The sequence below is a fragment of the Pseudoalteromonas sp. T1lg22 genome (genome assembly GCF_002964645.1).
Taxonomy (GTDB): Bacteria; Pseudomonadota; Gammaproteobacteria; order Enterobacterales; family Alteromonadaceae; genus Pseudoalteromonas.
This window is the reverse complement of sequence record NZ_PQBY01000006.1, coordinates 373,877-389,692: the sequence shown is the minus strand read 5'-3', so window position 1 is coordinate 389,692 and position 15,816 is coordinate 373,877. Positions and strand designations below refer to the sequence as shown.

General features: G+C 50.2%; 16 protein-coding genes. 4 read left to right on the top strand and 12 right to left on the bottom strand.

What is annotated here, in order from left to right:
- Positions 1–31: 31 nt before the first annotated feature.
- The 11 genes from C2M24_RS04000 to rpsU all read right to left on the bottom strand — a co-directional run bounded on the left by C2M24_RS04000 (position 32) and on the right by rpsU (position 12,157).
- Entirely contained in the window at positions 32–862 is an 831-nt protein-coding gene (locus C2M24_RS04000) for a DUF2797 domain-containing protein (RefSeq protein ID WP_105213378.1), read from the bottom strand.
- A 154-nt stretch (positions 863–1,016) separates the two neighbouring features.
- A complete protein-coding gene (gene purD, locus C2M24_RS03995; RefSeq protein ID WP_105199445.1) occupies positions 1,017–2,300 on the bottom strand; it encodes a phosphoribosylamine--glycine ligase in 1,284 nt (427 codons plus the stop codon).
- A gap of 12 nt (positions 2,301–2,312) precedes the next feature.
- Complete coding sequence (locus C2M24_RS03990) at positions 2,313–3,134, bottom strand: class I SAM-dependent methyltransferase (protein WP_105199446.1); 822 nt, start codon at positions 3,132–3,134, stop codon at positions 2,313–2,315.
- Positions 3,135–3,240: 106 nt separating this feature from the next.
- Positions 3,241–4,827: a bifunctional phosphoribosylaminoimidazolecarboxamide formyltransferase/IMP cyclohydrolase gene (purH, locus tag C2M24_RS03985; RefSeq protein ID WP_105213377.1), complete on the bottom strand. Its 1,587-nt coding sequence runs from the start codon at positions 4,825–4,827 to the stop codon at positions 3,241–3,243.
- A 229-nt stretch (positions 4,828–5,056) separates the two neighbouring features.
- Complete coding sequence (fis, locus tag C2M24_RS03980; RefSeq protein ID WP_010374122.1) at positions 5,057–5,347, bottom strand: DNA-binding transcriptional regulator Fis; 291 nt, start codon at positions 5,345–5,347, stop codon at positions 5,057–5,059.
- A 26-nt stretch (positions 5,348–5,373) separates the two neighbouring features.
- Positions 5,374–6,339, bottom strand: coding sequence for a tRNA dihydrouridine synthase DusB (gene dusB, locus C2M24_RS03975; protein ID WP_105199448.1), 966 nt, complete (start codon positions 6,337–6,339; stop codon positions 5,374–5,376).
- 276 nt (positions 6,340–6,615) lie between these two features.
- Positions 6,616–7,494 carry a 50S ribosomal protein L11 methyltransferase gene (prmA, locus tag C2M24_RS03970; RefSeq protein ID WP_105213376.1) on the bottom strand — a complete coding sequence of 293 codons (879 nt, stop codon included), beginning with the start codon at positions 7,492–7,494 and terminating at the stop codon, positions 6,616–6,618.
- Positions 7,495–7,580: 86 nt separating this feature from the next.
- Positions 7,581–9,428 (bottom strand): RNA polymerase sigma factor RpoD, encoded by a 1,848-nt coding sequence (rpoD, locus tag C2M24_RS03965; protein ID WP_105199450.1) that lies wholly within the window; start codon positions 9,426–9,428, stop codon positions 7,581–7,583.
- Between the two features lie 124 nt (positions 9,429–9,552).
- Complete coding sequence (gene dnaG / locus C2M24_RS03960) at positions 9,553–11,325, bottom strand: DNA primase (RefSeq protein ID WP_105199451.1); 1,773 nt, start codon at positions 11,323–11,325, stop codon at positions 9,553–9,555.
- A 148-nt stretch (positions 11,326–11,473) separates the two neighbouring features.
- A complete protein-coding gene (locus C2M24_RS03955; protein ID WP_105199452.1) occupies positions 11,474–11,920 on the bottom strand; it encodes a GatB/YqeY domain-containing protein in 447 nt (148 codons plus the stop codon).
- Between the two features lie 21 nt (positions 11,921–11,941).
- A complete protein-coding gene (gene rpsU, locus C2M24_RS03950) occupies positions 11,942–12,157 on the bottom strand; it encodes a 30S ribosomal protein S21 (protein ID WP_105188416.1) in 216 nt (71 codons plus the stop codon).
- Between the two features lie 196 nt (positions 12,158–12,353).
- Between rpsU and tsaD the strand changes: the two genes are divergently transcribed.
- Positions 12,354–13,370 (top strand): tRNA (adenosine(37)-N6)-threonylcarbamoyltransferase complex transferase subunit TsaD, encoded by a 1,017-nt coding sequence (gene tsaD / locus C2M24_RS03945; RefSeq protein ID WP_105199453.1) that lies wholly within the window; start codon positions 12,354–12,356, stop codon positions 13,368–13,370.
- A 21-nt stretch (positions 13,371–13,391) separates the two neighbouring features.
- Here the strand turns inward: tsaD and plsY are convergent, their stop codons facing one another.
- The gene (gene plsY, locus C2M24_RS03940) at positions 13,392–14,003 is read right to left on the bottom strand and encodes a glycerol-3-phosphate 1-O-acyltransferase PlsY (RefSeq protein ID WP_158681382.1); all 612 of its coding nucleotides are present in this window, start codon (positions 14,001–14,003) and stop codon (positions 13,392–13,394) included.
- Between the two features lie 172 nt (positions 14,004–14,175).
- Between plsY and folB the strand changes: the two genes are divergently transcribed.
- Genes folB through C2M24_RS03925 form a run of 3 tightly spaced genes read left to right on the top strand, consistent with a single transcriptional unit; the run spans position 14,176 to position 15,814 of the window.
- A complete protein-coding gene (gene folB, locus C2M24_RS03935; RefSeq protein WP_105199455.1) occupies positions 14,176–14,529 on the top strand; it encodes a dihydroneopterin aldolase in 354 nt (117 codons plus the stop codon).
- Positions 14,530–14,531: 2 nt separating this feature from the next.
- Positions 14,532–15,014 carry a 2-amino-4-hydroxy-6-hydroxymethyldihydropteridine diphosphokinase gene (folK, locus tag C2M24_RS03930; protein ID WP_105199456.1) on the top strand — a complete coding sequence of 161 codons (483 nt, stop codon included), beginning with the start codon at positions 14,532–14,534 and terminating at the stop codon, positions 15,012–15,014.
- Positions 15,011–15,814 (top strand): undecaprenyl-diphosphate phosphatase, encoded by an 804-nt coding sequence (locus tag C2M24_RS03925; protein WP_105199457.1) that lies wholly within the window; start codon positions 15,011–15,013, stop codon positions 15,812–15,814. Before folK ends, C2M24_RS03925 begins: the two co-directional genes overlap by 4 nt.
- Positions 15,815–15,816: the final 2 nt, after the last annotated feature.

Sequence of the window (15,816 nt, the reverse complement as noted above, 5' to 3'; positions counted from 1 at the left end):
CTTTAGGTTACAAGCAGCAGCGACGAATTTGCTAGGCGCTATAGTCTACCTCAACCTCATAAGCTCCAAACTTACGAATGTTGATTACGCCGGTATCAAAGATCAGGTATTGCCCCTTGATGCCGAGCAGCACACCGCTGACCTTGGGCTCTTTATCAAAATTAAAGGAGCTGATTTTGCTTGGGTAGGTGTCCACTGGGTAGTTGATCTCGACCACTTTTTCGTCCAGCACTTCCACCGCGGTGGCGCCAAACAGTTCGGCCAGTTCATCCAGTTTAGCCTGGATCTGCGGCAAGAGTTCATCGCGGGCGGCAAGCAAGTCCACTTCAACCTGAGTGCCCTTGAGCATATTGCGCCAATTGGTTTTATCGGCAATAAACTCCGCCAGGGCGACTTCCACCAGGCCGGATTGCAGACGAGTCTGCACCCTGATAATAGGCAAGGCCGCCGTGGCGCCCTGATCTATCCAACGGGTTGGGATCTGAGTATGACGGGTAATGCCTACCTTTAGCCCAGAGGTGTTTGCCAGATACACATAGTGGGGGATCATGCAGTTTTCTTCGCCCCACTGCGGCTCGCGACAGGTGCCTTGGTCGTAGTGGCAGGTTTCCGGTTTCATAATGCACATATCGCAGCTGGCAAGCTTACGCATACAGACAAAGCAATGGCCCTGAGAGTAGCTCTTTTTGGTTTTCTTGCCGCAGCTGGAACAGAAGATGTTACCGCTGTAGGTCAGGGTCAGGGTTTTGCCTATCAGCTCATTTAGCGGTAATAGTTCGTCGCCAACGGGAAGCTGGTATTGCACCGCCGGGTTGTGCTCATCACCGAGCTGGGTTTTCATTTTCTTTAGTGTGCCTTGCATATTGCGTCCCAATGGCAAAAGTATGGGCTTATGGTATCAGACCACCGCGGCACTGTCTTCGGCTAGCTGGGTTTGCAGCTATTGGGCGGATAAACTTCAGGCAATAAAAAAGCGAAGCCGGAGCTTCGCTTTCTCAATGGGCCTTGTGGCCTGACTAGCTTTCGCGAGCAATGGCGCGATAAGCGATATCGGTACGGTATTCAACACCGTCCCAATCTATGGCTTTGACCAGCTCGTAGGCACGTTGTTGTGCCGCGGTCACGGTTTCACCTAAGGCGGTGGCACAGAGTACGCGACCACCTGCGGTCACTACCTTGTCACCGTCTTGCTTGGTACCAGCGTGGAAGACTTTCTCACCTTCCGGGTACTCAACAAGCAGGCCCGAGATGGCGTCGCCTTTAGGGTAGGAGCCTGGGTAGCCTTTGGCTGCAAGAACGACACCTACCGCTGCACGCGGGTCGAACTGAATGTCTGTCTTATCCAGCTCTTCACGGTTAGCGGCTTCAATCAGCTCAACCAAGTCCGACTGTAGACGCAGCATTATAGGCTGAGTTTCAGGGTCGCCAAAGCGGCAGTTGTACTCAATTACCTTAGGCGTGCCGTCTGCAGCAATCATAAGACCGGCGTATAGGAAACCCGTGTAAGGGTGACCTTCCGCGGCCATGCCAGCAACGGTCGGGTTGATCACTTCATTCATGATGCGCTCATGAATTTCCGCAGTCACCACAGGCGCCGGAGAGTAGGCACCCATACCACCGGTATTAGGGCCCTGATCGCCGTTGTAGGCGCGCTTATGATCCTGACTGGTGGCAAATGGCAATACATTCTTACCGTCGACCATAACGATGAAAGAGGCTTCTTCACCCTCAAGGAACTCTTCGATAACCACGCGGCTACCGGCTTCACCAAAGGCATTACCGGCTAGCATATCGCGTACCGCTTCTTCCGCTTCCGCTTCGGTCATGGCCACGATCACGCCTTTACCTGCCGCCAGGCCATCGGCCTTAACTACGATAGGAGCGCCTTGCTCTTTGATGTACTCAAGCGCTGGCTCAATTTGCTCAAAGGTTTTGTAAAACGCAGTGGGGATATCGTGGCGTGCCAAGAAGTCCTTAGTAAATGACTTAGAGCCTTCAAGTTGCGCCGCACCTTGCGTTGGGCCGAAAATTGCCAGGCCCTGCTCGCGGAAGGCATCAACAACACCAATAACCAGCGGTGCTTCAGGGCCAACAATAGTCAGTTCAACGTTATTTTCTTTCGCGAACGTGATAAGTGCATCAATGTCTTCAACACCAATGGCCACGTTTTCTAACTTTGGCTCAAGTGCGGTGCCGGCGTTACCCGGAGCAACAAATACTTTTTCTACTTTGTTTGATTGAGCGGCCTTAAACGCAAGTGCGTGTTCGCGGCCGCCACTGCCAATGACTAGTACATTCATGGCTTATAAATCCTATAGGGGTTTGATGAATTTCAGCGTCATCCGGTCACTTTCGCCGATCGCTTCGTATTTAGCGCGATCTTCTTCACCCAAGCTCAGGCTTGGTGGCAATGTCCACACGCCTTTTGGATGGTTGGCGAAGTCTTTCGGATTGGCATTGATTTCACTTTTCGCAACCAGTTCAAATCCAGCTTCTTGTGCCAGCGCAATCACCCAGCTCTCTTTAACATAACCCGAACGTTTGGCCTTACCGCTATCACGGGTTTCCGGCAAACGGTGATCCACTATACCTAGTACGCCACCGGGTTTAAGGGCGGTATAAAAGGCGCGCATGGCATCTTTAACACCTTGCTCGTCGGCATTCATATACCAGTTATGCAGATTACGGAATGTCAGCACCATATCGGCACTGCCTTCCGGGGCGATATTATGGTGGGTGCCGGGGTAGAACTCGGTGAGTCGGATGTCGGAATAGGCACGAGTATTGGCCATCTTTTCCTTAAAGCCAGCCAATGAGCGCTGGTAATACTTCACGTCCGAGTCGGCCGGGAAGTGGGCGGCATACAAGGTGCCTTCGTCTTTAAGTAAAGGAGCGAGAATATCCGTGTACCAACCACCGCCTGGAGAGACTTCAACCACTGTCATATTCGGCTCGATGCCGAAAAAGGTCAGAGTTTCTACCGGGTGACGATATTGATCTCTGGCTTGTGCTTGTGCACTTCTTAGCTCGCCTTGGCTGGCTTCAGTCAGTTGTTCACTGGTGCTGGTGCTTACGCAGGCGCTTAGTGAAAGCGCGATGGCCGCGGTTAGCGCGGTTTTAAAGCCAAATTTCATAATCGAATCCTTGTGATATTTATTATGTGTTAACACAAAATAGCAGATTGATTTGAATAGTCTACGAAAACACGCCAGAGCCTAAATGGCCCTGGCGGTGAGTTTCTTAGTGGCGGAAATGGCGCATACCGGTGAAGACCATTGCCATGCCAGCTTCGTCAGCGGCAGCAATTACTTCTTCATCACGCATTGAACCACCCGGCTGGATCACCGCAGTAATGCCAGCTTCGGCCGCAGCATCGATACCGTCACGGAATGGGAAGAAGGCATCAGAAGCCATAACCGAACCTTTAACCTCAAGGTTCTCATCGGCGGCTTTAATACCGGCGATTTTCGCCGAGTATACGCGGCTCATTTGGCCGGCGCCCACACCGATAGTCATGCCGTCTTTGGCGTATACGATGGCGTTTGATTTAACAAACTTGGCTACTTTCCAGCAGAACATAAGATCTTTCAGTTCTTGCTCGGTCGGTTGACGCTTAGAAACCACTTTAAGGTCGCCCATGCTTACCATGCCTTGGTCACGGTCTTGTACTAGGATACCGCCGTTTACGCGCTTGATATCAACGCCTGTAGTTTGCGCTTGCCATTGACCACACTCAAGTAGGCGCACGTTTTGTTTAGCAGAGACGATTTGTGCCGCTTCTTCGCTGATGCTAGGGGCGATGATCACTTCTACGAACTGACGGGCGATGATGGCTTCTGCGGTATCCGCATCCAATTCACGGTTGAAGGCGATAATGCCGCCAAATGCCGACGTTGGGTCGGTTTTAAAGGCACGGTCATAGGCTTCAAGGATGTTTTCACCCACAGACACACCACATGGGTTTGCGTGCTTAACAATAACACAGGCCGGCGCATCGAATTCTTTTACGCACTCAAGGGCTGCATCGGTGTCGGCGATATTGTTGTAAGACAGCGCCTTACCTTGAATTTGCTTAGCCGTTGCAACCGAGGCTTCTTCAATGTCGTTTTCAACATAGAAGGCCGCATCCTGGTGCGAGTTCTCACCGTAGCGCATGTCTTGCTTCTTGGTGAACTGCATGTTGATTGTGCGTGGAAACTTAGTATCGGTTGCCGCTTCTGCGGTGTAGTCAGGCACCATTTTACCGAAGTAGTTGGCGATCATGCCGTCGTACTGAGCCGTATGCTCGAATGCGGCAATGGCCAGGTCAAAACGGGTGGCGTGTGAGGTAGAACCTTCATTGGCCTTCATTTCGTCGATAACGCGGCCGTAGTCGGCGGCATTGACGATAATGGTCACGTCTTTGTGGTTTTTCGCCGCGGCACGAACCATGGTTGGGCCACCGATATCTATGTTCTCAATCGCGTCTTCAAGCGAGCAGTCTTCTTTTGCGACCGTTTGTGCGAATGGGTATAGGTTTACAACTACCATGTCGATTGCATCTATGTTGTTTTCAGCCATAACGCCTTCGTCCTGGCCGCGACGGGCTAGGATGCCGCCGTGAATTTTTGGATGCAATGTTTTAACGCGGCCATCCATGATCTCAGGGTGACCGGTGTGATCAGATACTTCAGTTACCTTGATGCCGTTGTCTGCAAGTAGCTTGCAGGTGCCACCGGTAGAAAGAATTTCGACGCCTTGAGCGGCTAGCTCACGAGCGCAGTCAACGATACCCGTTTTATCAGATACGCTCAGGAGCGCGCGACGAATTGGACGATGTGTATCCATGGTAGTTTTTGTTACCTCAGTTGAGTAGATAATCTTGTCTTAGGTGGCACCAGTTATTGGTGAATTCGACCTAGGGGTTAGACAAGGGGTTTGCTTAGAAACCCTATTTTAAACAATGATGATGTTTTTGTATAACACAGTGACCGACGCATCGGTCATTTTCGCGTATGGGCGAAAATAAAAAAGCACCCTAGGGTGCTTTTCGGTGCAGCTCAAGGCTGCGAATAAATTAGTTCATGCCGTACTTTTTCAGCTTCTTACGTAAAGTACCACGGTTGATACCCAGTAAGATGGCTGCACGGGTTTGGTTACCGCGTGTATAGGTCATTACTTCTTCTAGAAGCGGCGCTTCCAGCTCAGAAAGAACAAGTTCATAAACGTCTTGTACGTCCTGGCCGTTAAGCTGCTTAAGGTAGTGGTGAACAGCTTTTTTAACAGCGTCGCGAAGAGGCTGTGGTTTCTCTTGTGACTGAACGTGAGCGTTAGTAATAAAAGGAGAAGTCACATTTTGTTCAAACATCGTTGTATTGTCTCTTTCTTTCTGGATTAGCAATAAGTTTCAAAGTATTCATTCAGTGCATCCACCTGAGTCTCAGGTGTTTCTAGCGCATTAAATACTCGCCTAAACTGACGGTCTTCGTCGTGGGCTTGCAAATACCATCCAACATGCTTTCGAGCAATCCGCGGCCCCATGGCCTCACCGTAGAATTGATGGAGATTGATTAAATGCTCCATCAGAATACTGCGCACCTCGGTAATGGCCGGGGGCGGGAGTATTTCTCCAGTTTTTAAATAATGGTCAATTTCCCGGAAAATCCAGGGGCGACCTTGAGCGGCTCGTCCAATCATGATGGCATCTGCGCCCGTATACTCTAATACCTGTTTCGCCTTTTGCGGTGAGCTGATATCACCGTTGGCAACCACAGGAATCGACACTGAACTCTTGATCGCTTTGATCGTGTCGTATTCGGCATAGCCTTTGTACATACAGGCGCGAGTACGCCCATGTACGGCTAATGACTGAATACCATTGTGTTCAGCAATCGCTGCAATCTCGACGCCGTTGCGGTTGTCCACATCCCAGCCGGTACGGATTTTTAATGTGACGGGCACATCTACCGCTTCCACCACAGCTTTCACTATGGCTTCGACTAAGTCCGGATACTGCAACAAGGCAGAGCCTGCGAGCTTTTTATTCACTTTTTTGGCAGGGCAGCCCATATTTATATCTATGATCTGCGCGCCGTTGGAAACGTTAAACTGCGCCGCTTGCGCCATTAGCTCAGGGTCAGCCCCCGCAATTTGCACGGAGCGAATACCCGATTCGCCGCTATGATCCATACGTCCCATGGATTTGGCGGTTTGCCATACCTTGGGATTGCAAGACAACATTTCAGAGACGGCCAGTCCGGCGCCTAAGCGACGACACAACTGCCGAAAGGGGCGATCTGTGATCCCCGCCATCGGTGCAACCATCAAATTGTTTTCTAACTGGTAAGGACCAATTTGCACAGCGTTACAATTTACCTCGTTTCAAGGGGCGCTAAGTTTACGGTTTTTTGAGGCAAAATCAAAGGCTAGAAATTGAACAAAAGTGCTTTTTTTTTAAACTTTTTGTATTGACATTTTATAACGAGTGAGGGCAATAAGGTTTTTGCCTGTTTTATGAACACCTGCTTGACAGGGCTTATATGGCGGGGTGTTGATGGAGCGTAAACAGTGTAAAAAGAGTGAGAAATGGCCTGCACAGAGACTTTTGTCCACTGTGCAGGGTAGGATCAAAAGCGGTTACTTTTTAATCCCGCTGATCCGCACCCATTCACCTTCCTGGGCTATGGGATCTAGAGTCACTTGATGCTCGTAGCAAGCGGCCACGGATTCGGCTTGTTCTTCAAGTACTCCGGAAAGAGCAAGCTCGCCTCCTGATTTCAACAGGCCAAGAATCACCTCGTTTAACTCGCGTAGCGGCTGGGCAAGAATATTAGCAACGACCACATCGGCTTCAAAGCTCGGCTGATTCTCTGGCAGGTAAACTTCAAGTTGGTCGGCAACGCCATTGCGCTCGGCATTATCGATACTGGCATCGAGTGCTTGCTGATCGATATCTATACCTATAACGCGTGCGGCGCCAAGTTTAATGGCGGCGATACCTAAAATGCCTGAACCACAGCCGAAGTCGACCACGGTTTTACCGCTTAAATCCAGGCTCTCAAGCCAACGTAAACACAAGGCCGTAGTGGCATGCGTGCCGGTACCGAAGGCCAGACCCGGGTCGAGCATGACGTTGACCGCAGATGGATCTGGAACATCTAACCAGCTTGGGCAAATCCATAGGCGTTCGCCAAACTGAATCGGCTGGAAATTTTTCATCCATTCCCGTTCCCAATCTTTATCTTCTAGCTGTTCTATTTTGTAGTGGAACTGCTCTTGTAGCTCGGGCTGAACCTTAAGGTAGTCGACCACCGCCTGCATATCATGTGTGGCTTCAAACAGGCCGATCACTGTGGTTTCTGCCCAGTATCTTACTTCGCCTGGTTGCGGTTCGAAGATGGGTGTGTCTTTGGTGTCCATAAAGGTGACCGATGGGCAGCCGACATCCATAAGATGGTCACTGATTGCGTCCGCCGTTGATTCGGTGGCACGAATGCGAATTTGAATCCAAGCCATGTTAGTCCCCATGTTGGATGAATATTGTAAATGATACGCAAAGGCCGCTAAAAAGCGGCCTTTGTAATGCTTTAATAAGACGCCTGTTATTTGTTCGCGTCTAGGAAGCTTTTCAGTAGATCAGAGCGTGAAGGGTGGCGCAATTTGCGCAGAGCCTTGGCTTCGATCTGACGGATACGCTCACGGGTTACGTCGAACTGTTTACCTACCTCTTCCAAGGTGTGGTCGGTGTTCATATCGATACCAAAACGCATACGTAGTACTTTCGCTTCACGAGCAGTTAGGCCAGCAAGCACTTCGTGGGTTGCACCCTTGAGGCTTTCCATGGTCGCCGAGTCGATTGGCGATTCAATGGTGGTATCCTCAATGAAATCACCAAGATGCGAATCTTCATCGTCACCGATTGGGGTTTCCATCGAGATCGGCTCTTTGGCAATTTTCAGTACCTTGCGGATCTTATCTTCCGGCATCATCATGCGCTCGGCAAGTTCTTCCGGATTCGGTTCACGACCCATTTCCTGCAACATTTGGCGAGAAATACGGTTTAGCTTGTTGATGGTCTCAATCATGTGTACCGGAATACGTATGGTACGGGCTTGGTCAGCGATTGAACGCGTGATAGCCTGACGGATCCACCAAGTCGCGTAAGTCGAGAACTTGTAACCACGACGGTATTCAAACTTATCAACCGCCTTCATCAGACCTATGTTACCTTCCTGGATTAGATCCAAGAACTGCAGACCACGGTTGGTGTATTTTTTGGCGATTGAAATTACAAGACGTAAGTTGGCTTCAACCATCTCTTTCTTGGCACGGCGGGCTTTCGCTTCACCGATACTCATGCGACGGTTGATGTCTTTAATACGCTCGATTGATAAACCTGTGCTTTGCTCAATATGCTTAAGCTTATTGATGCAGCGCTCAATTTCTGGCTTCAATTCGGCCAGCATAGTTGAGTAGTTTTCACCGGCTGCGATTTCAAGGTCTAGCCAGGCGCTGTCGGTTTCATTGTTAGCAAAGTGCTTAACGAAGGTTTTCTTCGGCATCTTCGCAACCTGTACCGCCTGCTTCATGATGATGCGCTCTTGTACACGCACTTTATCCATCATATCGCGCATGTTATTAACCATGCGGTCGAATTGCTTAGGCACTAGTTTAAAGGTGCGGAATAGCTCACCGATCTCAACAATAGCTGCTTTCGCGTCTGGGTGTGAGCGACCTTTTTCTTCGAAAATTACACGAGCACCGTTGTACAGGGTACGTAGATTTTCGAAGTGGATACGTGCTTCTTCCGGATCTGGACCGTTATCCGTTTCTTCTTCCGAGCTATCGTCGTCGCTGTCATCGCCATCATCGTCTTCGTCATCTAAGTCATCGTCACTTAGTTCTGAACCGATATGGGTGGCTGAGATCTGTGTATCTTCTTCGTTAGGATCGAAAAAGCCGGTAATAATGTCGCTCAGGCGGATCTCTTCCGCTTCAAACATATCCCATTGCTCAAGCAGGTGAGAAATGGCTTCCGGATATTCGGCTACAGAAATCTGTACCTGGTTGATACCTTCTTCGATACGCTTGGCGATATCGATCTCACCTTCGCGCGTTAAAAGCTCGACTGTGCCCATTTCGCGCATATACATGCGCACCGGATCCGTGGTACGGCCGATTTCTTTTTCTACGGTGGCAAGTGCCGCAGCGGCAGCTTCTGCCGCATCCTCATCGGTGGTGGTCTCGGCCATCATCAATTCATCAGCATCTGGTGCGCTTTCGCAAACCTTGATACCCATGTCATTGATCATGCTAATGATATCTTCGACCTGATCCGAATCTATGATGTCTTGTGGAAGGTGATCATTCACTTCAGCGAATGTCAGATAACCTTGCTCTTTACCTTTCTGAATCAGAAGTTTTAGTTGTGACTGAGGAGTTGGATCCATAGAGATTTGCTCTTCCACCCTGATAAATTAATACAACAGGCGTCAGCTTAAGTACCTAAGCTGGGTGCCCCAAGCCGGTTTGACGCGGTGAATAGCGTAGTATAACAGACCGTGAAATTTCTGGCTAGCTTTCGAGCACTTCACTGCCTTTAAGTGCTTGAGTCAGCAGGGCGTATTCACGCCGCTCTGTCACGCTTAGACCTTGAGTCTTGTCCTTTATTAATAAGGACTCTAAACGGTGATTTAAACACTGATCTTCAATGAATTTGACCGTTTGTTGGAAATGTGGTTCCAACACCTCATCGTTTATTTGGTGAGGCCAAGCGGCTAGCTTGGTCAAAGCGCCGTATTCCGGGCGATCGCGGTAGTGTTCCAGCAGGTGCGCGGTACGCGCTCCTGGGTTATCGAGACAATGCTTTTGTATGGTCAAAAATAATTCCAGACCGGGCAGGCCGAGGCTGGCCAGCTCTGGCATATAGTCAACGCTGGCCGCCAGTTGCGGGTGCTGCAGCATGAGGGCGATGGCGGTGCGCATTGGCGTCATCTTAAATTGGCTTTCCACCCTGTGCTGTTGGCGCGGAGTTTTAAGCTTGGCATTAAGTTGCTCTCGGGTGCGACCGATAAAGCGGGCCAGACGCTCCAGCAGGTTTTCCTGATAGAATTCACTGGGGATCTTCTCAATCAGAGGCAGAGCCAGGCTCAGCAGTTTGGCTTTGCCGGCATCCTGAGTAAGATCTATGTCGTCACTCAAACGGCTAAAGAAGACGTCGCTAAAATCTCTGGCATCGACCAGGCGTTGTTCAAACGCGGCCTTGCCTTCTTGCTGCACCAAGGAATCCGGGTCTTCGCCATCGGGCAGAAATACAAACTTCAGTGCCTTACCGTCTTTTAAATGGGGCAGGGCATTTTCTAAGGCTCGCCAGGCGGCATCGCGACCGGCGCGGTCGCCATCGTAGCAACACACGACCTTGTCGGTTGCCCGCAGCAGCATCTGCATATGTTCGTTGGTGGTCGCCGTACCTAGGGCCGCTACCGCGTATTTAATATCATGCTCCGCCAGCGCCACCACATCCATATAGCCTTCAACAATCAGTAGTTGCTCAAGCTTTTTATGGGCCTGTTTGGCTTCATAAAAGCCATATAACTCAAAACCCTTATGGAAGATTCTGGTTTCCGGCGAGTTCAGGTATTTAGGACCATTATCGTCCTGGCCCATAATGCGTCCGCCAAAGGCGATAACACGGCCACGACGATCGCGAATAGGAAACATAAGACGATCGCGAAAGAAATCAAAGGTGCGGCCATTGTCTTTTTGCGTTGCCAGCTTGAGCTCGATCAGCTGTTGCTTTTGTTTCGGATTTTTCCCCAAGGTTTGGCACAGGGCTTCCCATTCGCTGGGCGCATAGCCGATACCGAAGTCTTTTACCGTTTGTCCGCTTAAGCCTCGGCCTTTAAGGTAGTCAATCACCAGTTGAGCATTGGCATGATGGCGCAGTTGCTGCTGATAATAGCGCGCGGTTTGCTCCATTAAATCGTAGTCGGATCGCTTTTGCTCCTGGGAGACCGGCGGACGATCGCTTTGGTTGGGGTTGCCTTGCTCTCTGGGAACTTCCAGGTGCAACAGGCTGGCCAGCTCTTCGATGGCGTCAACAAAGTCGAGTTTGTCGTACTCCATTACAAAGCTGATGGCGTTGCCGTTGGCACCACAGCCAAAGCAGTGATAAAACTGCTTATCCTGGGAAACGGTGAAGGATGGGCTCTTTTCATTGTGAAATGGGCAGCAAGCCTGGTAATCCTTGCCTGCTTTTTTCAGGTTTACGCGCGAGTCGATCAACTCGACTATGTCGGTACGCGCTAAAAGATCGTCGATAAATTGTCGGGGGATCTTACCTGCCATTCGCAACACCTAAGAAGAAAAGAGAATCACACTAGTATATCAAGGGCGATGGGAAAAGGGGTTATAAATTTACGCCTTGATTTTTACAGACTCTAAAAACGAAGAAACCGAGCACTAGGCTCGGTTTGCTTGAATTTGCTTTCGCGAATTAGGCGTTAAGACGCTGTTTAATAAGGCCTGAGAGTTTGCCCATATCGGCACGGCCTTCAGCTTGACTCTTAATTACGCCCATCACTTTACCCATGTCCTGCATGCCTTGTGCACCAGTATCGGCGATGGCTTTATCAATCAGTTGACTGATTTCATCTTCGCTCAGCTGCTTTGGTAGAAACTCTTCCAAAACACTCATTTCCGCTGCTTCTACATCGGCAAGATCGTCACGACCGGCATCCTTATACTGAGTATAAGAATCGCGGCGTTGCTTCACTAGTTTAACTACAACCGACGTAATATCGGCTTCGTTTAACGTGATTTGCTCGTCGATCTCACGCTGTTTAACTGCAGCGAGTACTGAACGAATAGCACCAAGGCGTAATTTGTCCTTGGCACGCATCGCGTCTTTTTGTGCATCTTTTAACGAATCTAATAGACTCATGACAACAAGACCGGACAGTGATTAGTATAATTTAACGCGACGTGCGTTTTCGCGAGAAAGCTTTTTCATGTGACGCTTAACAGCAGCCGCTTTTTTACGCTTACGCGCAGCGGTTGGCTTTTCATAGTGCTCGCGACGACGAACTTCTGAAAGGATACCTGCTTTTTCACATGAACGCTTGAAGCGGCGTAGGGCTACGTCAAACGGCTCGTTTTCTCTTACTTTAATTACTGGCATTAAAATCTCACCTACCTAACTTAATGAGCTGCACTCATTCGATCAAATAATGATCATGTGGTTCAAAAATGGTGCGGCATTGTAATCCGAGTTACCCCGGTGTGTAAAGAATAAATATCACAATACTGGTAAAATTGCAGCAAGGGAGTAGAATATGCGGCCTTATCAGCCACATCGCCCTGCGAGGAGACAGACATTGCGCATTTTGGGGATTGAATCATCCTGTGACGAGACCGGGATCGCCATCTATGATGACGAACAAGGTTTGTTGGCCCACCAACTCTATAGCCAAGTAAAAATGCACGCCGACTACGGTGGTGTGGTGCCTGAGCTGGCGTCGCGAGATCATGTGCGTAAGACTCTGCCCCTGATTGAAGCGGCCTTTGCCGAGGCGAACTGTGGCCCAGAGGATCTCGATGGTGTGGCCTATACTGCGGGCCCCGGCTTGGTGGGTGCATTATTGGTAGGATCGTCGATCGCACGATCCCTGGCTTATGGCTGGAAGCTGCCCACCGTGGCCGTACACCATATGGAAGGTCACCTGCTTGCGCCTATGCTGGAAGAAAAGGTACCCGAATTTCCATTCGTGGCCTTGCTGGTTTCTGGCGGCCATACCTTGCTGGTCAAGGTAAGCGCCATTGGCGAGTACGAAGTATTAGGTGAGTCGGTGGATGACGCCGCCGGTGAGGCCTTCGATAAGACCGCTAAATTACTGGGCCTGGATTACCCAGGTGGCCCTTTGTTGGCGAAACTGGCCGAGCAGGGCACCCCGGATCGTTTTAAATTCCCCCGTCCCATGACCGACAGGCCGGGTCTGGACTTTAGCTTCAGTGGTTTGAAAACCTTTGCCGCCAATACCATTCGCAGCGAAGGCGACGATCTGCAAACCAAGGCGGACATTGCCCATGCTTTCCAAACCGCGGTGATCGACACCCTGGCTATCAAGTGTAAGCGCGCCCTTAAGGAAACCGGTATCAAGCGTTTAGTTATTGCCGGTGGTGTAAGTGCCAATACCTATTTGCGTGAGCAATTAGAGCAGGTGATGCAGGGCATGCAGGGTGAAGTATTTTATCCGCGTCCGGCATTTTGTACGGATAACGGCGCGATGATCGCTTATGCGGGTATGCAGCGTCTTAAGGCGGGGCAAACGGCTACCTTGGATACCCGAGTTCAGCCTCGCTGGCCTATAGATACCTTGCCTAGCATTCGCTAGTAGGTCCTAAAGCGCCGGCGATTATTTCTCTGGCGCTACCTCTTCTTTTTCTCTCTTTTTCCCTACCTTAGGCTCTTTGCCCTTGAGCAAGCGTACCATGTTGGTGCGATGGCGAAAGATGATCAGCACGGTTAAAAACAGCACTGGCTCAGTGTACAAGGGCTTGATCCACCAAGTATACAAAGGAGCCAGGGAAACGGTTACCAAGGCGGCCAGGGATGAATAGCGGGTCAGGGCGACAACGCAGGCCCAGGTGAGGATCAGCAAGCCGCCAAGGGATAAACCTATGGGTAATAAGGCTCCAAAGGCTGTGGCCACGGCCTTGCCGCCCTTAAAACCGAAAAACAGCGGATAGATATGCCCTAAGCAGGCGGCCACGGCGACCAGTCCCAGGTGAATAGGATCTATGCCCATAAAATAGGCGCTCCACACCGGGATGGTGCCTTTGAGAATATCGAATACTAGTACCAGGATCGCGGGAAGCTTACCGCCAATGCGCAAGACGTTGGTGGCGCCGGGGTTTTTCGAGCCGGCTTGGCGAGGATCGGGCAGCGCAAAAAGGTGGCAGATCAGTACTGCCGAAGAGACCGAACCGAGAAGGTAGGCAAAAATGCACATTAACGCCGCTAACACTGTCATCCTTATTTTTTAATTGTACGTTTTAAGCTATTATCGCCGCTCATTATAAGTGTGCGCCGAGCTATTTCATGCCGGGCGCAGCGAGGTAAATCGCGGTTACGCCAGGTCAGGGTACTTATTCTAATCCTTTTTGGGTATCCGACCAGCTGACATTGGAGCTTCAAACATGGACAAAGTCTATATATCACAGCTTAGAGTGGACACCATTATTGGAGTGTACGACTTTGAGAAAGAAAGTAAACAAAGCCTTTATTTCGATATCGAAATGGACTGCGATTTACGCCAGGCCGCCCAGAGTGACGATCTCTCTTATACTATAGACTATGCCTTGGTCAGTCAGCGCGTCACCGAGCATTGCTTGGCAAAACCGGTGGAATTGCTGGAGACTCTGGTAGAGCAATTGGCGGCGCTTATTCTTAATGAATTCAACACGCCCAAGGTGGCCATTACCGTCAGCAAGCCCGCTGCGGTGCCTGCGGCGCAAACCGTTGGCGTTAAAATCGTACGTAGTAAAAACTAGTTATGGCCCGCATTTATATTAGCCTAGGCTCCAATATCAATAAGCGCGAAAACCTTCTGAATGGGTTAAGTGCGCTGCGCCAACATTTCGGCGTGCTGCAACACTCCAATGTGTATGAAAGCGAAGCCGTGGGTTTTAACGGCAGTAATTTTTATAATTCTGTGGCTGGGGCTGACACGGATATGAGCCTGGCTCAGGTCTGTAGCCTGCTCAAGCAGATTGAGCGTGATAACGGCCGCACCCCCGACGATAAAAAGTTTAGCCCCCGTACTCTGGATCTGGATCTGTTGTTTTATGATGACGTGATCTGTGACTCTCCGGCGCAGTTGCCCCGTGATGAGATCACCAAAAATGCCTTTGTGCTCTGGCCCTTGTTTGAACTGGCTCCAGAGCTGGTGCACCCGGTTACTCAAACCACCATTGCCACACTCTGGCAAGATTATGATAAATCAAAACAAAACCTATGGAAGGTCACTATCGAATGAGTATTCTCGCTATTGTTGTATTGGCAGTGATTCAAGGACTGACAGAATTTCTCCCCATTTCGAGCTCCGCCCACCTGATTTTACCTTCGCAGCTGTTGGGCTGGCAGGATCAGGGTCTGGCCTTTGATGTGGCCGTGCATGTCGGCTCCTTAATGGCGGTGATGATTTATTTTCGCAGGGAAATAGGCGATATCCTGGTGGCCTGGTTTAAATCCTTCGGTTCTCAGGGCGCCACCGACGACAGCAAACTGGGCTGGTATATCTTATTGGCAACCATTCCTGCAGGCCTGGCCGGCAAGCTCTTTGAAGATCTGATTGAGCAGCATCTACGCGCGGCCATAGTGATCGCCATTACCACCATCTTTTTTGGCCTAGTGCTATGGCTGGCGGATATTAAGGCCAAACAAACAAAGAACATCTATCAACTGAATTGGAAATCGGCCTTGCTGATCGGCTGTGCCCAGGCCGTTGCGCTTATTCCCGGTACTTCACGTTCGGGTATCACCATGACGGCAGGTTTATTTTTAGGTTTGACTAAGGAAAGTGCGGCGCGTTTTTCGTTTTTGCTGTCTGTGCCCGTGATTGGCGGCATGGGGCTTATTAAAACTATAGAGCTGGCCACGGGTGAGCAAGCGGTAGACTGGCAAGCTCTGATCCTTGGCGCCGGTTTATCCTTTATGGCCGCTTATGCCTGTATCTTCTTATTCCTTAAGTTTATCGAGCGCATGGGCATGTTCCCCTTTGTGATTTACCGCTTACTTCTGGGCTTCGGCTTACTGGCGTTTTTGCTTTATCAATAGCC